The sequence below is a fragment of the Fontimonas sp. FW305-C-3 genome (assembly GCF_058783185.1).
Genome location: NZ_JBYSYK010000003.1, coordinates 510,653 through 526,571, shown reverse-complemented (window position 1 = coordinate 526,571; position 15,919 = coordinate 510,653). Strand labels below are relative to the sequence as shown.

The window sequence follows — 15,919 nt, the reverse complement described above, 5'->3', positions numbered from 1 at the left end:
GGCTCAGGCATTAGACGAGGGGTTGGAGGAATCGCGCGGGCTGCGATGGAAAGTCAGCACCTCTTCGCGCGGCTTGCTGTGCGGCACCGCCATCTGCGCGAGCGTCACCGCTTCCAGCGCCTGGCGGATCGCCACATTGATCAGGCGCCAGTTGGCGCGGGTGCTGCAGTCGGATTCCAGCGTGCAGCCGCCGGGCTGGCTGGCGCATTCGGTGACGCCGATCGGGCCTTCGAGGGCGGCGATGATCTCGGCGACGCTGATCCTGTCGGCCGGGCGGGCCAGGCGATAACCGCCATGGGCGCCGCGCAGGGACTGCAGCAGTTCTCCGCGGGTCAGCGTTTTCAATAACTTGGCGACTGTCGGCGCCGGCACACCGCTGCGCTCGGCCAGTTCCTGGCCGGTATGCACGCGCTCGCTGTCCCGTGCGATGAGCGTCATCAGCACGGTCGCGTAGTCGGCAAGTTTGCTCAGCTTCAACATAAAAGGAGACTAAATCAGTACGGAATGAATTGTACGCAGCGTCGGCGCTTGCTGCAATGCGATGGATGAAGCTCGCCTGAGCGACTTTGATGGCCTGATAAGCTCGCGGCTTATGACGACAAACGCTTCCCCGGCCGCGCCCACAGCCCTCGACGACCTGTGGGATGTCGAGCATCCGCACGTGCAGGCCGTGACCGTCGGCGCCGAGCATCTCGACCGCTTTGGTCACACCAATAACGTCGTTTATCTGAGTTGGCTGGAGCAGGTCGCCTGGGGGCATTCGGTCGCGCTGGGCCTCGGTTTCGATGAGTACGAGGCGATTGGCGCCGGCTGCGTCGCGCGGCGTCACGAACTCGATTATCTGGCGCCGACCTTTGCCGGCGATCGCCTGTGGCTGGCGACCTGGGTCCACGAAAACGATTTCCGCCTCAGCATGTGGCGGCGCTATCAGATCATTCGCGAGTCAGATCGGAAGACCGTGCTGCGCGGGCAGACGCAGTGGGTCTGCGTCGACATGAAAACCGGCAAGCCGCGGCGCATGCCGGCGGAGTTCCTGTCATACAAGCCCTGGCCAAAGCGGGGTGCTTGAGCGGTCATCAATCGCTTGGGTAACCAGTGTCTCGTGGGGGAGATGGCTGATGAAACAGAACCAACGGAGCAACTCATGGCGAGCCGTCGCAGTCGCCTTCTGTCTAACGCTCGGCGCCTGCGCGATGCCGACGGTGGAGCAGGAATTCGGTCCGTTCAAACAGAGTGTCGGTCCTGGCGGCATCCAGCAAAGTGCCGGGCCGTTCCAGCAGTCGGTGGGCCGTGGCGGCGTGCAGCAATCCGCGGGGCCGGTGCAGCAATCGGTGACGCCCGGCGTCGTGCGCCAGAGCGTTGGCGGCAACGCTTCGAGTTGTCAGGTGAGCTGCGGCGGGCAGATCTATGCCGCCAACTGCGGCACCGCGGCGACGCCGGTCTGCCAATGCAGCCAGCAGCCTTACGCCTATTGCCTGAATCCGCGTTAACGCTCGATCCAGATCAGCGCCGGTGCTTCGCCAAGCCGGGCGCTGACGTAAGCCAGCTGCCCGGACTCTGGGGCGAGCCGTTCGACCAGCGCCGGTGCCGCGTCGAACAGGCAGCAGCCGGGTTCCGGCCAGCTGCCGTCCTGCGCGGTGTTGATCGCGGGTCGATGATGGATCTGCAGCGCGTCCAGCTGCCGGACCAGCGTAGCAAGACGTTCAGCATTCTCCTGATCGCTCAGCCGCAGCGCGCCCGGATTGCAGGGCGTGACGATGGACCATTGGCTGCGACAGCCCGCCGCAGCGAGTGCCGCGTCGGCGGCCACATCGACGATGCCGACATGGCGGACGACGCTGCCTCGCCAGGAATCGACGCGGTAATGGGCGGCGCGAAATGCGGATTCGAGATCCGCGCGATCCCGCTGCGCGCTCATGCGATCAGCACGCGACGCAGCAGATCGTCGAAAATCGCGGCCACCGATTCGACGCGCGCGTTGAGCGTGTGCTCGGCTTCGATCAGGTGCAGCTCGCAGGGATGACGTGCGGCAAAGCGCTGCGCGCGTTCGACCGGGACGATCTCGTCGTGCCAGCCATGCACGACGCTGCACAGTGCCGGGATGCCCGCCGGTTCTGCGTCCCAGCCGGGGAAATACAGGGCAGGGGCCATCAGGAACAGGGCCGTTGGCTTCAGCGCCGCGCAGGCCATGGCGGAGACGTAGCCACCCATGCTGGAGCCGACCAGCACGAGGCGCCGGGCCTGCGGCCGCATGCCCAGTAGCTGGGCAACGCGCTTGGCCGGGTCCATCGTGTGACTATAATCGGGGCTGATGACGGCGAAGCCGCGGTGTTCGGCGGTTTGCGCCAGTCGTTTGATCTTCAGACCCCAGGGCCCGCTCTCCTTGCCATGCGCAAAGCACACCAGATGTTCGGGCGAGGTTTGATCCTGCGGGCGTTGAGGCATGCTGAGTTTGCCGTCATGAAGGAAGCGACATGATAAGGAAAGCAGCAGAGGCCGAACCGGCCGTCGCGGATGATTCCGCAGCGGCGCGCTCAAAGCGGTCGCGCGCCGAGAAGGCCGAGGCCAGAAAGGCTCGCATCGCCCGCAACAAGTCGGAGCGCCTGAAGAAGGGGCAACCGTTGGAAGTGGAGCTGTCCGTCAGTTTCAAGTTCGGCGCGGAGCCGGACGACCTGATCACCCCAATCCGTCAGCGCAAGGTGCCGATGGTCGATTCGGTGTTCAAGAACCGCGACCGCATCATGCGCCAGTTCGCCGCGCTGCTGTTCAAGACCGGCATGGCAAGCCCCAAGGTGGTCGGTCGCGTGCTGCCGGTGCCGTCGCCGCTGCGGCGCCAGAAGAAAAAATAACCCCCAGTCAACGTCAAGACACTCGTATGAAACTGTTGCGTGCCTTCAACGGCCTGCTGTTTGCGCTGAGCGTTACCTTTGCCCTGACGCTTGGTGTGGTCTGCCTGATGTATGCGGTCAATCTGGACACGGCACCGCGCGTGCGCGCGGAGTGGCCAGTCGTTTGGCAGACCACGGCGACATTCTGGGTGCTCGGCGTGTTCAGCGGCCTGGCCTGGTGGGCGCAACGACGCACCCTGTCCTGGCGCTGGATCGCCCAGGCGCTGAGCCTGGTCGCGCTGATTGGGGCCATTCTCGTTTTTGATCGCGTGCTGTAAATCCCATGCAAGACACTGTGGAAATAAAGCCGCCGGAAGGCCGTGAATGGCTGGGTCTGGTGCCGATCGTCGCCGGCTTGTGCTGGCTGTTGCTGATCGAATCGCCGGCTGAAGTCTTCCTGGCGGTGTGGCCGGCCATCCTGCTGATCAGTTCCGGCAGCGCTTTGCTGCTGATGCCGGGCGACCGCCGCATCACCGCGATGATGGCGTCCGGCGCTGTCATCGGCGTGCTGATTTCACCGATCGCCTGGATCTTCGCGGGCATCGATCTCGGCTTCTACGGCCTGCTCGGCTCGGCGCTGAGCCTGATGGCCGCGGGCCGGCTGGGGCTGTTCGGCGAGCCGCCGGCTGCCGGCGCGCCGATGCCGGAGCGTTCGACCGTCATGGACATCAAGGCCGGCATCGACGAAGCCCTGCTCGGCTATTTCGTCGGCACCGCGAGTTTTCCGCGCGGCGCGGAGGCCGAGCGGATCGCCGACGAAGCGATCGCGCTGGATGCGCTGATGGACGAAAAGGGCTGGCATCAGGATCCGGCGACGATGCATCCGGCGCCGCCGGCACCGGCAGAAACTCATATTGAGCGGGCGCGTCTGTGGGGCTTCGACTACGAGGTGCTGAACTTCGCCAGCGGCTTCGCGCCGCCGCCGGAACTGCCGGGCGCCGATCGCTGGAACAGCTTCGAAGCAAATCACGAATGCCACGTACGCATCCTGCGCCATCCGGGACCGCCGCGGCCCTGGCTGCTGTGCATCCACGGCTACCGCATGGGGCCGGCCTGGATGGATTTCGGCATGTTCTCGCCCGGCTGGCTGCATCAGGGCCTGGGTCTGAACGTGATCCAGCCGGTGTTGCCGCTGCACGGTCCGCGTCGCGCCGGCCCGCGCTCAGGCGATTACTACCTCGACGGCGATCCGCTGGATCTGGTCCATGCGCAGATGCAGGCACTGTGGGATCTGCGCCGCACGCTGGCCTGGCTGCGCGAGCAGGAGCCGCAGGCAAAGATCGGCGTGTACGGCATTTCCCTGGGCGGTTACAACGCCGCGCTGCTGTCGGCCTACGAGCGCGATCTGGATTTCGTCATCGCCGGCATTCCGGTCACCGATTTCGCCTCGACGCTGTGGCGTTTCCTGCCGCCGGCGCAGGCGCGCTATTTCAGTGCACGCGGCCTCGACGAAGCGCAGTACCGCAGGCTGCTGGCGCCGGTCTCGCCGCTCAGCCGCCCGCCGTTGCCGGATGCCTCGCGCCTGCATATCGTCGCGGCGACGGGCGATCGGGTCGTGCTGGCGCCCAATCCGCTGGCGCTGTCCAAGCACTGGGGTGTGCCGGTGCAGTGGTATCAGGGCTCGCATCTGAGCGTGCGGCGCGAACGCACGCCGCGCGTCGCCCTGCGCCAGGCCATGCAGAGGGCGGGCTGGCCCGAGGTTTCCTAGGGTAGGCATCTCGCCCGGTTGCGGGTGGGTGCCTGCTTTGCGGATAAGCTCTAAACTCCCTTTCCCTGCGGCTGTGCCCGCGCATCGAAGACCCCCATGATTGCTGCTGCCATCTCCGGGACTGGCCTGTATACGCCGCCGCTGTCCATTTCCAACGACGAGCTGGTGGCTTGCTACAACGCGTATGTCGAGCGCTACAACGCCGACAACGCGGCGGCGATCTCGGCGGGCACGACGACCGCTCTGGCGCCGTCCAGCTCGGAATTCATCTTCAAGGCTTCGGGCATCCAGTCGCGTCACGTGGTCGACCGCGAAGGCATACTCGATGTCGACATCATGCGGCCGCGGATTCCGACCCGCCGCGACGACGAGCCCTCGCTGATGTGCGAGATGGCGCTGGCCGCGGCGCGCGAAGCGCTCGCCAACGCCAAGCGCGAAGCCGCTGAAGTCGATCTGATCATCGTCGCCTGCTCGAACATGCAGCGCGGCTATCCGGCGATGGCGGTGGAACTGCAGCACTACCTCGGCGCCAATGGTTTCGCGTACGACATGAATGTCGCCTGCGCTTCGGCCGCCTTCGGCGTCACCGCCGCGGTGGACGCGGTACGCATGGGCACCGCGCGCGTGGCGCTGGTCGTCAATCCGGAAATCTGCAGCGGGCACCTCAACTGGCGCAACCGCGACTGCCATTTCATCTTCGGCGATGCAGCGACCGCCGTCGTCGTCGAACCGCTGGAGGGCGTCAGGGCCGAGGGTTATTTCGAAGTGCTCGGTACGCGCCTGAAGACGCAGTTCTCCAGCAACATCCGCAACAACTTCGGCTTCCTCAACGCCTGCGAAATCCAGCAGCGCAGCTGGGACGACATCCTGTTCCACCAGGAAGGCCGCAAGGTCTTCAAGGAAGTGGTGCCGATGGTCGCGGAGCTGATGCTCTCGCATCTGAGCGATCTGGGTGTCGATCCGGCGAAGGTGCGGCGCTTCTGGCTGCACCAGGCAAACCTGGGCATGAACCAGCTGATCGCGAAAAGAGTGCTCGGCCGCGAGCCGGACCGCATCGAAGCGCCGGTCATTCTCGACGAGTACGCGAATACCAGTTCCGCCGGTTCGGTCATCGCGATGCACAAGCATCACCGCGACATGCAGCCGGGCGATGTCGGCGTGCTGTGTGCCTTCGGTGCCGGCTACTCGGCCGGTTCGGTCGTCTTGCGTCGGCACTGATCGGCGCCATATTAGGTCTTCGGACCGTCTGAAAGAACTTTTCAAACCATGAGCGAATCCCGTTCGTTTCTCGGCCGCCTCTTCGGATTCATCTGGGGCGTCTTCGTCGTGCTGTTCCGCACCTTCGTCGTTCTCGGCGTGCTGCTGTCGCTGGCACTGGCCTGGTTCGCCTTCAAGGGCAAGGCGCCGGTGGCGATCGACGACAACGTCGCGCTGATCCTCGCGCCGTCCGGTTCGCTGGTCGAGCAGCTCGATGCCGATCCAGGGCAGCAGTTCCTTGAAGACGTCAGCGGCGACATGCCGTCGCAGTCGAGCCTGCGCGACCTGATCGATGCCTTGAACGCGGCGCGCGACGACGACCGCATCCCGTTTGCGGTGCTCAAGCTCGATGGTCTGTGGGGCGCCGGTCTTGCCCAGCTCGACGAACTGCGCGCGGCGATGAGTGCCTTCCAGGCGAGCGGCAAGCGCATCGTTGCGTACAGCGCCTGGTACGACCAGACGCAGTACTACGCGGCATCGCAGGCTGACGAAGTCGTGCTCGATCCTTATGGCGCGGTCAACGTCGAAGGCTTCAGCAGCTACACCAACTATTTCAAGGATGCGCTCGACAAGCTCGGCGTCAACATCCACGTGTTCCGCGTCGGCGAGTACAAGTCCGCGGTCGAGCCGTTCACGCGCAACGACATGTCGAGCGAAGCGCGCGCCGCGAATCTCGAGTGGCTCGGCGACCTGTGGTCGTCCTACGGCGAGGCGGTTTCCGCCGGGCGCAAGCTCGATGCCGGCGCCGTCAACGCTTACGTCAACGGCATGGTCGACGGCCTCAAGGCCAATGGCGGCGACTCGGCGATCTATGCGCGCGACCAGGGGCTGGTGACGCAGCTGGAGACGCTCAGCGAGTTCCGTACGCGCATGGCGCAGACCGTCGGCATCGATGAAGAACACGGCAGCTTCCGGCAGATCCATTACCAGGACTATCTGACGACGCGCAATCGAGAGCTGAGCCTGGAGCAGGCGGACGCCAACAACAACGGCGTCGTTGCACTGGTCGTCATCCAGGGCGAGATCGTCGATGGCCCGGGCGAGCCGGGTCAGGCGGGCGGCGAGACGATTTACGATCTGCTCGATGAAGCGCGTCGCGATCCCGAGGTGCGCGCGGTCGTGCTGCGCATCGACTCGCCCGGCGGCAGCGTCTGGGCGTCCGAACAGATCCGGCGCGCGGTCAACAGCCTGCGCGCCGAGGGCAAGCCGGTGGTCGCGTCGATGTCGAGCGTGGCTGCGAGCGGCGGCTACTGGGTCGCGATGGATGCGGACCAGATCTGGGCACATCCGACGACGATCACTGGCTCCATCGGCGTGTTCGGCCTGATTCCGACACTGGAAGGAAGCCTGCAGAAGATCGGCGTGCACACCGACGGTGTCGGCACGACGCCGATGGCCGGCGCCTTCCGCATCGATCGTCCGCTGTCGCCGGAGATCGAATTCATCATTCAGGCCGGCATCGACAAGGTCTACAAGGACTTCGTCGGCGGTGTTGCCGCCGGTCGCAAGCTGCCGGTCGAGAAGGTCGACACGCTCGCGCGCGGTCGCGTCTGGAGCGGCACCGATGCCCGCGAGATGGGCCTGGTCGACGAGTTCGGCGGCCTGGAGGAGGCGGGTGCGGCGGCAGCGAAACTCGCCGGTCTCGATCCCGAGAATTATCAGCTCGACGAACGTCAGCCGGATCGTGGTTTCGCGGCCGCTCTGCTGTCGAGCTTCTCCGGCAAGATCGAGATCAGCGCGCTCGGCGCGCTGATTCCCGGCGCGCACAGCTGGCTGCAGCAACTCCAGTCGCAGGCGGACGTACAGCAGCTGCTGAACAGCTTCAACGATCCGCGTGGCGCGTATGCGCGGTGTTTCTGCACGGTGACCACAGGACGCGCTTACTGAGCCCATGCCGCAGATCCAGCTCGACGACCTGGCGCTGCACTACATCGTCGCTGGCGAGGGCGAGCCGATGGTTCTGCTGCACGGGCTGGGCGGCAGCATTGAAGACTGGGAATACCAGATTCCCTACTTCGCGCGGCGGTACCAGGTGCTGGCGCCGGATTTCCGCGGCTTTGGCGACACGCCGCGGGGTCGGCGCAAGATTTCGATTCCGCAGCTGGCGGCGGACGTGCGGGCTTTCGTCGATGCGATGGGGCTGCAGCGTTTCAAGCTGATGGGTCATTCGATGGGCGGCGCGGTCGCGCAGGAGTTCACCCTGGCGCAGCCGCAGCGGGTGGAGCGTCTGGTGATCGCCAACAGCGTGCCGACCTTCCAGCCGGAGTCGCGACGCCACTACGTCGAGTTCATCTATCGTCTGGTCGTCATGGGGTTGCTCGGGCCGAAGTGGCTGTCGGAGATCGGCGCGGCGCGCAGCTATCCAGATCCCGCCGACGCCGCCAAGCGCGAGCGCGCGATCCGCCGCGGCGCGCGTAACTCGCGACGTTCGTACCTTTCCGCGCTGATGGCGTTGGGCGGCTGGTCGATCATGGGCCGGCTCGATGAACTCAGGATGCCGGTGCTGGTGGCCGCTGCCGAGCATGACTATTTTGGCCATGACAAGACCGTGCTGTTCGCCCATGCGCTGCCGCGCGGACGCCTGCACGTGTTCAAGGACGCGCACCACGGCCTGCCGTCCGAGTTTCCCGAGGAGTTCAACCAGGTCGTGATGCGTTTTCTTGAAGGTCCGCAGCCGGCGCTGCGCAAGGCGTCGCCACGATGAGTGTCGCGCCGGTTGGAGTGTTCGACTCGGGCGTCGGCGGCATTTCGGTGCTGCGCGATATCCGCCGTGTGTTGCCGGCGGAGGACCTGATCTATTTCGCCGACAGCGCGCATTGCCCGTATGGCGGCAAGTCCGCCGCCGAGATCACCGAGCGCGCGTGCGTGATCACCGAGGAGCTGTTGAAACGCGGCGCCAAGCTCATCGTCGTCGCCTGCAACACCGCGACGATTGCTGCCGTCGAGCATCTGCGGGCGACGTATCCGGTGCCGTTCGTCGGCATGGAGCCGGCGGTCAAGCCAGCGGCGGCGATCACGCGCAGCGGCGTGATCGGCGTGCTGGCGACGGGTGCGGCGCTGGCAGGCGACAAGTTTCACGGTCTGGTCGCCCGGCACGCGGATGGCGTGCGCGTGATCACGCAGCCCTGTCCGGGGCTGGTCGAGCAGGTCGAGGCCGGAGATCTCTCAAGCGCGAAGACACGTGCGCTGATCGAGCAGTACACCGCACCGCTGCTTGCGGAGAACGCGGATGTGCTGGTGCTGGGCTGCACGCACTATCCATTTCTGCGACCGATGATTGCCGATGTCGTCGGGCCCGACGTGCAGTTGCTGGACACCGGCGAAGCAGTCGCGCGTCAGGTGCAGCGCCTGCTGGTGCGCGATGAATTGCTCAAGCCGGCGAACCGCAACGGCAAGCTGGAATGGCTGACCAGCGGCGATGCGGCGGCCTTCGCGCCGCTGCACGAGATGCTGATGCGCCGCTAGCCGGTAATCCGCATCGACAGGTCGACGGCCTGGATGTGCTTGGTGATGGCGCCGACCGAGATGCGGTCGACGCCGGTGCGGGCAATTTCGCCGACGGTCTTCAGATTGGCGCCGCCGGAATACTCGATCAGCGTCTTGCCGCCGGCCTTGCGGTGCGCGCGCACCTGCTCGACGGCGGTGCGCAACGCGTCCAGCGAGAAATCGTCGACCAGCAGCAGGTCGACATCCTCGGCGAGCGCGGCGCGCACCTCGTCCAGCGTCTCGGCTTCCGTCATCAGCGGCACGCCGGCCTGCAGCGCACGCGCCTGGGCGATCGCCTGCTGGATGCCGCCGGCGGCCGCGATGTGGTTTTCCTTGATCAGGATGCCGTCGTAAAGGCCGATGCGGTGATTGACGCCGCCGCCGCACAGCACCGCGTACTTCTGGCCGTTGCGCAGGCCAGGCAGTGTCTTGCGCGTGTCGGCGATGCGGCAATCGGTGCCGCTGACGGCATCGACATAATGGCTGACCGCCGTCGCGGTGGCCGACAGCGTCTGCAGAAAATTCAGCGCGGTGCGCTCGCCGCTGAGCATGGAGCGCGCACGTCCGCGCAGCGTGAACAAAACCTGGTCCGCGGCGACGCGGTCGCCGTCGCCGCATTGCCAGCTGATCTGCAGCGCCGCATCGATCTGACGGAAAACCTCGTCGACCCAGGCGCGGCCGCAGATCACCGCCGCTTCGCGCGAGATCACCCGAGCGTCCGCGACGCGATCGGCATCGACCAGTTGCGCGGTCCAGTCGCAGGCGCCGATATCTTCTTTCAGCGCGGCAGCGACGGTGGCGGCTACATCGGTGACATAAGCGGGCAGGAGCTGAATCATCGTCGGCCTCAGGCTGCGAGCAGGAACTCAAGCAGCGCCATCTGCGCCCACAGGCGGTTCTCCGCCTCGTCCCAGACGACCGACTGCGGCCCGTCGATGACCTCGGCGCTGACTTCCTCGCCGCGATGGGCGGGCAGGCAGTGCTGGAAGATTGCATCCGGTTTGGCCAGCGCCATCAGCGCGGCATCGACGCAGTAACCCGCGAATGCCTTGAGCCGGCGCTGGGTCTCGGCTTCCTGGCCCATGCTGGTCCAGGTGTCGGTGATGATGATGTCGGCGCCGCGCGCCGCCGCCTTGGCGTCGGCAACGATTTCGACATGTTTGCCGCCGGAGGCGACGATGTCGGCCTTCGGCTCGAAGCCGGCCGGCGTCGCGATGCGCAGCGTGAAATCGAACATCCGCGCCGCGTCGATCCAGGAGTGGCAGACGTTGTTGCCGTCGCCGATCCAGGCGGCGACCTTGCCGCGCGGATCGCCGCGATGCTCGATCCAGGTCTGCAGATCGGCGAGCAGCTGGCAGGGATGGTGCAGTTCCGACAGGCCGTTGACGACCGGCACGCGCGAGTGCGCGGCGAGCTCGATCTGATCCGCGTGCGAGTCGTTGCGGATCATGATCGCGTGGCACATCCGCGAGATGACTTTCGCAGTGTCGGAGATCGGTTCGTCGCGGCCGAGCTGAGTGCTGCCGGCCTGCAGGAACAGCGCATGGCCGCCGAAACGCGCCATGCCGGATTCGAAGCTGACGCGCGTGCGCGTCGAGTTCTTCATGAAGATCATGGCCAGCGTCTTGCCCACGAAGGGGCGGTGCGACGGATCCGGACGCGCGCGCAGCGCGATCGCACGATCCACCACGGATCTTGCTTCGGCGGCGCTGAGGTCGGTCAGTCGCAGAAAATGACGTGCCATCTTTGATGCTCCAGAAAAAGGGAAAGGGCTGCGCAATCGCAGCCCTTTGTGTGCCTTGCCATCAGTCCGGCGCCGGGGCGCCGATCCCGCGGGTTGGGTTATTCGAGGTTCTGTTCGACGAACGCCCAGTTCACCAGCGCCCAGAAATGCTCCAGATACGTCGGACGCGCGTTGCGATAATCGATGTAGTAGGCATGTTCCCAGACGTCGCAGGTCAGCAGCGGCGTCTTGCCTTCGGTCAGCGGCGTGCCGGCATTCGCGGTGTTGACGATCGCGAGGCTGCCGTCGGCGTTCTTCACCAGCCACGTCCAGCCGGAGCCGAAGTTGCCGATCGCCGATTCGGTGAACTGCTTCTTGAAGTCCTCGATGCCGCCGAAGGTCTTGACTAGCGCATCGGTCAGCTTCTTGCCCGGCGCGGCTTGCTTGGGGGTCAAGCAGTTCCAGAAGAACGTGTGGTTCCAGACCTGAGCGGCGTTGTTGAAGATCTTGCCAGAGGACTTCTTGACGATGTCTTCCAGCGACATGTTCTCGAATTCGGTGCCGGCGATCAGCTTGTTGCCATTGTCGACATACGCCTTGTGATGCTTGGCGTAGTGGTAGTCGAAGGTTTCCGCCGACATGTGCGGAACCAGTGCGTCACGGGCGTAAGGAAGATCGGGGAGCGTCAATGCCATGGTATTAACCTCGGTCTGGCTCGGGCGCGGAACGCCGTGGCTTGGTCAAAAGGGCGAACAAAATAGGCGACGGGGGAGTCAAATTCAATAGCTGAACGACTTGGCGGCACTACAAGCTTCACTTGCATGTCATCGGCACGCGTATAATCCGCCGCCGTTACTTACCCTCCAATGAAGGGACTCGGGAGTGAGATATGGATGTACTCGAGCGCATCAAGCAGCAAGTCACTGAAAACGCGATCATTTTGTACATGAAGGGGACGCCTGATTTTCCCCAGTGCGGCTTTTCCGCGCGCACCGTGCAAGCACTCAAAGCCTGCGGCGTCGCGTTCGCCTACGTGAACATCTACGAGGATGAAGAGGTTTATCGCGCTCTGCCGAAGTTTGCCAACTGGCCGACTTTTCCTCAGCTCTACGTCAAGGGCGAGCTGATCGGCGGCTGCGACATCACGCTGGACCTGCATCAATCGGGTGAGCTGGAAAAGATGCTCAAGGAAGCGGTGGCGGGCAAGAAGGCCGCGTAACCGGATCGGTTGGGTTGCTGCAACGGAAACGCCCGCTCGATGCGGGCGTTTCCGTTTCCGCAGCCGGCTCAGTGCGTCGTGTGGAGCAGGGCCTCGGCCACTTCCTTGCGCTTGGCGCTGCCGCACAGGCTTTCAACCAGCTGCAGGCCGAAGGCAACCGCGGATGCGGGTCCCTGACCGGTGATGCAATGGCCATCGACGACCACCGGCAGATCGACGTAATGCAGCAGGTTGGAGCGGAACGCCGGATAGCAGGTGGCCTTCTTGCCGTCGAGGAGGCCATGCGGATTCAGCGCCAGCGCCGGTGCGGCGCAGATCGCCGCATACCAGCGGTGATCGCGCCGCTGTGCAACCAGCTTGGCCATCAGACCGGCGTGCGCACCGAGCGCCTTCGCGCCTTGCTCGCCGCCCGGGAGCACGATCAGATCGAAATCCTTGTCTGCGACGGCGGAAAATTGGGCGTCGGTGCTGATCTTGATGTGCCGCGTGCCAGTCACCACCGCTTCGTCGCCGATCGCTGCGATCGTCACCTCGACGTCGGCGCGCCGCAGGATATTGGCGATCGTGACCGTTTCCAGCGACTCGGAACCGTCGCTGACCGGGATCAGTGCTTTCATGCGGCCTTCTCCTTTTTTAGTAGTAGTGCGAACCCTAGTCTACGCGCGATTCTGGCGTCACTGTCGGGTCAGGTCGAGCGTAGTATTCTGTTGAGCTCCAGACCCGAAAAGCCAGGAGACAGCCCCCATGCCTGCATATCGTCATATCAAGATTCCGGCCTCTGGCGAAAAGATCAGCATCAACAACGGCAAGGTGAAAGTGCCGGATCAGCCCATCGTCGGGTATGTGGAAGGCGATGGCATCGGTCCCGATATCACCAAGGCTTGCCTGCGCATCTGGGATGCCGCGGTCGCCAAGGCCTACGGCGGCAAACGCAAGATTCACTGGTGCGAAACCTTCCTCGGCGAAAAAGCCGCGGGCATGTACGACGGCAATTACTGCCCGGATGAAACCCTCAAGGTGCTGCAGGAACTCGTCGTCTCGATCAAGGGTCCGCTGACGACGCCGGTCGGCGGCGGTTTCCGTTCGCTCAATGTCGCGCTGCGCCAGGATCTCGATCTTTATGCTTGCGTGCGGCCAGTGCGTCACTACGCGGGCGTGCCAAGCCCGCTGAAGAATCCGGGCAAGGTCGATGTGGTGATCTTCCGCGAGAACACCGAAGACGTTTACGCCGGCATCGAATACAAGACCGGGACCCAGGAGAACGAGAAGGTCGCCAAGTTCCTCAAGGAGGAAATGAACGCCAAGTTCTTCGAAGGCGCCGGCATCGGCATCAAGCCGATTTCCGCCTTCGGCTCGAAGCGTCTGGTTCGCAAGGCGATCCAGTACGCGATCGACAACGGCCGCGAGTCGGTGACCCTGGTGCACAAGGGCAACATCATGAAGTTCACCGAAGGCGCGTTCCGCAACTGGGGTTACGAAGTGGCGCGCGACGAGTTCGGCAGCGTCACGATCACCGAGGAGCAGCTCTACAACGAGTACAAGGGCAAGCAGCCGGAAGGCAAGATCGTCATCAAGGATCGCATCGCCGACATCATGTTCCAGATGATGCTGCTGCGTCCGGACGAGTTCGACGTGCTGGCGACGCCGAATCTCAATGGGGATTACCTGTCGGATTCGGTTGCCGCGGAAGTCGGCGGCATGGGCATCGCGCCGGGCGCCAACATGTCCGACAGCATCGCGGTGTTCGAGGCGACGCACGGTACCGCGCCCAAGTACGCCAACCTCAACAAGGTCAACCCGGGCTCGCTGCTGTTCTCCGGTGTCATGATGCTCGAGTACATGGGCTGGCAGGAGGCCGCCGACCTGATCACGCTGGTCTATCCGGAAGTGATCGGCGACGGCATCGTGACCTACGATTTCGCGCGTCAGATCGAAGGCGCGACGGAAGTCGGCACCAGCCAGTTCGCCGATGCGCTGATCGAACGGATACAGGGCGGGGTGGACATCGAGGCCAAGCGCAAGGCGCAGCAGGCCCAGCTTGCCAAGGAGCGCAAGCAGCGCGAGATCCGCCGCCTGCTGCAGCCGATGGAAGAGATGACCGACACCGGCCGCGTGCCGCAGACGGTCTCCGATCTGATGACACGCACGCTGATCACGGTCGCCGACAGCGAGACGGTCGAGAGTGCGATGCATCTGATGACCGACAACAACATCAGTTCGGTCGTCGTCGAGCCGGATGCCAAGGGCTTGTGGGGCATCTTCACGCGCCGCGACATCGTCTCCAAGATCGTCCGCGCCGGAAACAATCCGGCGACGACGAAGGTCAAGGACATCTGCACGCGTCCCGTCGTGTCGGTGCCGGCGGAGCTGAGCATTCGCGAAGCCGCCGCCACGATCGCCGATCACAATTTCAGCCGCCTGACCGTCGAGCAGAACGGCAAGATCATCGGTATCGTTACCGAGACCGACATCTTCAATGCGGTCGAGAAGTTCGGCTGGGCGCAGGAATAAAGTGGCTGCCGGCAGCGCCAGCGGGCTGGTCGATCATGTGTGCGAGCTGGTGGCACCGCTCGGCGCGGTGCGTGCCAAGCGCATGTTCGGTGCCTGGGGTCTGTATTGCGGCGATGCGTTCTTTGCCATCATCGACGACGAGATTCTCTATCTGAAAGCCAGCGCCACGACGCGCGAGCGGTTTCTCGCCGCGGGCGGGAGGCCGTTCACGTACACCGCGCGCGGAGTCGAACGCCAGGCGGACTACTACACGGTTCCCGACGCCGCGCTGGACGACTTCGAAGAACTGAAGCCCTGGGCGATACTGGCGCTCGCGGCCGCACGCAAGGCCAGAGTTACGCAGCGCAAGGGCAGGAAATGAAACGGATTGGGCTACTGATCGTCGGCGACGAGATCCTGTCGGGCAAACGCCAGGACAAGCACCTCGGCAAGGTCATTGAACTGCTGCGCGCGCGCGGCCTGGAGCTGGCGTGGGCGCGCCTGGCCGGCGACGACGAGACGGACATTGCCGAAGCGATCCGCTGGGGTCGCGAGCGCGGCGACGTCGTGTTGTCCTGCGGCGGCATCGGCGCGACGCCGGACGACTGCACGCGGCAGGGCGCGGCGCGGGCCTTCGGGTTGCCGATCGTGCGTCATCCCGAAGCCAGTGCGCTGATTCTCGAGCAGTACGGTCCGCAGGGCGCTGAGCGGCGTCTGATCATGGCGGAGTTTCCGCATGGCGCGGGGCTGATCCCGAACCCGGTGAACCGGGTTGCCGGCTTCTTCGTCGAGGACTGCAATTTCGTCCCGGGTTTCCCGGAGATGGCCTGGCCGATGCTCGAGTGGGTGCTCGACCAGCGTTACGCCCATCTGCATCGCAGCGAGCCGGACCTCGAGTTCAGCCTGCGCGTCGTCGGCACGACCAGCGAAGGCGATCTGCTGCCGCTGATGGAGGAAACGCTGCGGCGCTACCCGGGCATCCGTCTGTCCAGCCTGCCGACCCGCGGCGATGCGAAGTCGCGGCAGATCGAGTTCGGTTTCAAGGGGCAGGCCGCCGTCGCCGCCGAGGCCTACCGCTACTTCCGCAGCCACATGATCGAGTTGCCGGGCGTCGTGACCGAGGATCTGCAGCCGCCGCCGTAAGGCAA

20 protein-coding genes are annotated in these 15,919 nt (G+C 64.8%); 13 read left to right on the top strand and 7 right to left on the bottom strand.

Annotated elements, in window-relative coordinates; translation table 11 throughout:
- Positions 1-3 precede the first annotated feature (3 nt).
- Positions 4-480, bottom strand: a complete 477-nt coding sequence (locus tag AC3WUF_RS13920; protein WP_492426555.1) for an SUF system Fe-S cluster assembly regulator — start codon at positions 478-480, stop codon at positions 4-6.
- A gap of 112 nt (positions 481-592) precedes the next feature.
- Between AC3WUF_RS13920 and AC3WUF_RS13915 the strand changes: the two genes are divergently transcribed.
- Entirely contained in the window at positions 593-1,069 is a 477-nt protein-coding gene (locus tag AC3WUF_RS13915) for an acyl-CoA thioesterase (protein ID WP_492426553.1), read from the top strand.
- Between the two features lie 49 nt (positions 1,070-1,118).
- Complete coding sequence (locus AC3WUF_RS13910) at positions 1,119-1,490, top strand: hypothetical protein (protein ID WP_492426551.1); 372 nt, start codon at positions 1,119-1,121, stop codon at positions 1,488-1,490.
- Here the strand turns inward: AC3WUF_RS13910 and AC3WUF_RS13905 are convergent.
- Together AC3WUF_RS13905 and AC3WUF_RS13900 are read right to left on the bottom strand one after the other, a co-directional pair.
- Complete coding sequence (locus tag AC3WUF_RS13905; RefSeq protein WP_492426549.1) at positions 1,487-1,918, bottom strand: DUF3293 domain-containing protein; 432 nt, start codon at positions 1,916-1,918, stop codon at positions 1,487-1,489. The genes AC3WUF_RS13910 and AC3WUF_RS13905 overlap by 4 nt on opposite strands.
- Positions 1,915-2,445, bottom strand: coding sequence for an alpha/beta hydrolase (locus tag AC3WUF_RS13900; RefSeq protein ID WP_492426547.1), 531 nt, complete (start codon positions 2,443-2,445; stop codon positions 1,915-1,917). The genes AC3WUF_RS13905 and AC3WUF_RS13900 overlap by 4 nt, the downstream gene beginning before the upstream one ends.
- 29 nt (positions 2,446-2,474) lie before the next feature.
- Here AC3WUF_RS13900 and AC3WUF_RS13895 point away from each other — a divergent pair, with 29 nt between their 5' ends.
- From AC3WUF_RS13895 to murI, 7 genes are all read left to right on the top strand, one after another.
- On the top strand, positions 2,475-2,849 hold the full coding sequence (locus tag AC3WUF_RS13895) for a hypothetical protein (protein ID WP_492426545.1): 375 nt from the start codon (positions 2,475-2,477) through the stop codon (positions 2,847-2,849).
- A 26-nt stretch (positions 2,850-2,875) separates the two neighbouring features.
- The gene (locus AC3WUF_RS13890; protein WP_492426543.1) at positions 2,876-3,166 is read left to right on the top strand and encodes a hypothetical protein; all 291 of its coding nucleotides are present in this window, start codon (positions 2,876-2,878) and stop codon (positions 3,164-3,166) included.
- 5 nt (positions 3,167-3,171) lie between these two features.
- Positions 3,172-4,596, top strand: coding sequence for an alpha/beta hydrolase family protein (locus AC3WUF_RS13885; RefSeq protein WP_492426541.1), 1,425 nt, complete (start codon positions 3,172-3,174; stop codon positions 4,594-4,596).
- A 96-nt stretch (positions 4,597-4,692) separates the two neighbouring features.
- Entirely contained in the window at positions 4,693-5,814 is a 1,122-nt protein-coding gene (locus AC3WUF_RS13880; RefSeq protein ID WP_492426539.1) for a beta-ketoacyl-ACP synthase III, read from the top strand.
- A gap of 48 nt (positions 5,815-5,862) precedes the next feature.
- Positions 5,863-7,740, top strand: a complete 1,878-nt coding sequence (gene sppA, locus AC3WUF_RS13875; protein ID WP_492426537.1) for a signal peptide peptidase SppA — start codon at positions 5,863-5,865, stop codon at positions 7,738-7,740.
- 4 nt (positions 7,741-7,744) lie between these two features.
- Entirely contained in the window at positions 7,745-8,557 is an 813-nt protein-coding gene (locus AC3WUF_RS13870) for an alpha/beta fold hydrolase (RefSeq protein WP_492426535.1), read from the top strand.
- On the top strand, positions 8,554-9,318 hold the full coding sequence (murI, locus tag AC3WUF_RS13865) for a glutamate racemase (RefSeq protein WP_492426533.1): 765 nt from the start codon (positions 8,554-8,556) through the stop codon (positions 9,316-9,318). The genes AC3WUF_RS13870 and murI overlap by 4 nt, the downstream gene beginning before the upstream one ends.
- Here murI and nadC read toward each other — a convergent pair.
- From nadC to AC3WUF_RS13850, 3 genes are all read right to left on the bottom strand, one after another.
- Positions 9,315-10,178 carry a carboxylating nicotinate-nucleotide diphosphorylase gene (gene nadC, locus AC3WUF_RS13860; protein WP_492426531.1) on the bottom strand — a complete coding sequence of 288 codons (864 nt, stop codon included), beginning with the start codon at positions 10,176-10,178 and terminating at the stop codon, positions 9,315-9,317. The genes murI and nadC overlap by 4 nt on opposite strands.
- 8 nt (positions 10,179-10,186) lie before the next feature.
- Entirely contained in the window at positions 10,187-11,083 is an 897-nt protein-coding gene (gene argF / locus AC3WUF_RS13855) for an ornithine carbamoyltransferase (RefSeq protein ID WP_492426529.1), read from the bottom strand.
- A 98-nt stretch (positions 11,084-11,181) separates the two neighbouring features.
- Positions 11,182-11,757 (bottom strand): superoxide dismutase, encoded by a 576-nt coding sequence (locus tag AC3WUF_RS13850; RefSeq protein ID WP_492426527.1) that lies wholly within the window; start codon positions 11,755-11,757, stop codon positions 11,182-11,184.
- A gap of 194 nt (positions 11,758-11,951) precedes the next feature.
- Here AC3WUF_RS13850 and grxD point away from each other — a divergent pair, with 194 nt between their 5' ends.
- On the top strand, positions 11,952-12,281 hold the full coding sequence (gene grxD / locus AC3WUF_RS13845; RefSeq protein ID WP_492426525.1) for a Grx4 family monothiol glutaredoxin: 330 nt from the start codon (positions 11,952-11,954) through the stop codon (positions 12,279-12,281).
- A gap of 68 nt (positions 12,282-12,349) precedes the next feature.
- Here the strand turns inward: grxD and AC3WUF_RS13840 are convergent, their stop codons facing one another.
- Entirely contained in the window at positions 12,350-12,898 is a 549-nt protein-coding gene (locus AC3WUF_RS13840) for a DJ-1 family glyoxalase III (RefSeq protein ID WP_492426523.1), read from the bottom strand.
- 127 nt (positions 12,899-13,025) lie between these two features.
- Between AC3WUF_RS13840 and icd the strand changes: the two genes are divergently transcribed.
- The 3 genes from icd to AC3WUF_RS13825 are packed head-to-tail and all read left to right on the top strand — an operon-like array spanning position 13,026 to position 15,914.
- The gene (gene icd / locus AC3WUF_RS13835; RefSeq protein WP_492426521.1) at positions 13,026-14,792 is read left to right on the top strand and encodes an isocitrate dehydrogenase (NADP(+)); all 1,767 of its coding nucleotides are present in this window, start codon (positions 13,026-13,028) and stop codon (positions 14,790-14,792) included.
- Position 14,793: 1 nt separating this feature from the next.
- Positions 14,794-15,153: a TfoX/Sxy family protein gene (locus AC3WUF_RS13830; protein ID WP_492426519.1), complete on the top strand. Its 360-nt coding sequence runs from the start codon at positions 14,794-14,796 to the stop codon at positions 15,151-15,153.
- Positions 15,150-15,914, top strand: a complete 765-nt coding sequence (locus tag AC3WUF_RS13825) for a competence/damage-inducible protein A (RefSeq protein ID WP_492426517.1) — start codon at positions 15,150-15,152, stop codon at positions 15,912-15,914. Before AC3WUF_RS13830 ends, AC3WUF_RS13825 begins: the two co-directional genes overlap by 4 nt.
- The last annotated feature ends 5 nt before the right edge of the window (positions 15,915-15,919 follow it).

Coding starts and splice junctions, on each gene's coding strand:
- AC3WUF_RS13920 (WP_492426555.1), bottom strand. CDS start 480: ATGTTGAAGCTGAGCAAACTTGCCGACTACGCGACCGTGCTGATGACG.
- AC3WUF_RS13915 (WP_492426553.1), top strand. CDS start 593: ATGACGACAAACGCTTCCCCGGCCGCGCCCACAGCCCTCGACGACCTG.
- AC3WUF_RS13910 (WP_492426551.1), top strand. CDS start 1,119: ATGAAACAGAACCAACGGAGCAACTCATGGCGAGCCGTCGCAGTCGCC.
- AC3WUF_RS13905 (WP_492426549.1), bottom strand. CDS start 1,918: ATGAGCGCGCAGCGGGATCGCGCGGATCTCGAATCCGCATTTCGCGCC.
- AC3WUF_RS13900 (WP_492426547.1), bottom strand. CDS start 2,445: ATGCCTCAACGCCCGCAGGATCAAACCTCGCCCGAACATCTGGTGTGC.
- AC3WUF_RS13895 (WP_492426545.1), top strand. CDS start 2,475: ATGATAAGGAAAGCAGCAGAGGCCGAACCGGCCGTCGCGGATGATTCC.
- AC3WUF_RS13890 (WP_492426543.1), top strand. CDS start 2,876: ATGAAACTGTTGCGTGCCTTCAACGGCCTGCTGTTTGCGCTGAGCGTT.
- AC3WUF_RS13885 (WP_492426541.1), top strand. CDS start 3,172: ATGCAAGACACTGTGGAAATAAAGCCGCCGGAAGGCCGTGAATGGCTG.
- AC3WUF_RS13880 (WP_492426539.1), top strand. CDS start 4,693: ATGATTGCTGCTGCCATCTCCGGGACTGGCCTGTATACGCCGCCGCTG.
- sppA (WP_492426537.1), top strand. CDS start 5,863: ATGAGCGAATCCCGTTCGTTTCTCGGCCGCCTCTTCGGATTCATCTGG.
- AC3WUF_RS13870 (WP_492426535.1), top strand. CDS start 7,745: ATGCCGCAGATCCAGCTCGACGACCTGGCGCTGCACTACATCGTCGCT.
- murI (WP_492426533.1), top strand. CDS start 8,554: ATGAGTGTCGCGCCGGTTGGAGTGTTCGACTCGGGCGTCGGCGGCATT.
- nadC (WP_492426531.1), bottom strand. CDS start 10,178: ATGATTCAGCTCCTGCCCGCTTATGTCACCGATGTAGCCGCCACCGTC.
- argF (WP_492426529.1), bottom strand. CDS start 11,083: ATGGCACGTCATTTTCTGCGACTGACCGACCTCAGCGCCGCCGAAGCA.
- AC3WUF_RS13850 (WP_492426527.1), bottom strand. CDS start 11,757: ATGGCATTGACGCTCCCCGATCTTCCTTACGCCCGTGACGCACTGGTT.
- grxD (WP_492426525.1), top strand. CDS start 11,952: ATGGATGTACTCGAGCGCATCAAGCAGCAAGTCACTGAAAACGCGATC.
- AC3WUF_RS13840 (WP_492426523.1), bottom strand. CDS start 12,898: ATGAAAGCACTGATCCCGGTCAGCGACGGTTCCGAGTCGCTGGAAACG.
- icd (WP_492426521.1), top strand. CDS start 13,026: ATGCCTGCATATCGTCATATCAAGATTCCGGCCTCTGGCGAAAAGATC.
- AC3WUF_RS13825 (WP_492426517.1), top strand. CDS start 15,150: ATGAAACGGATTGGGCTACTGATCGTCGGCGACGAGATCCTGTCGGGC.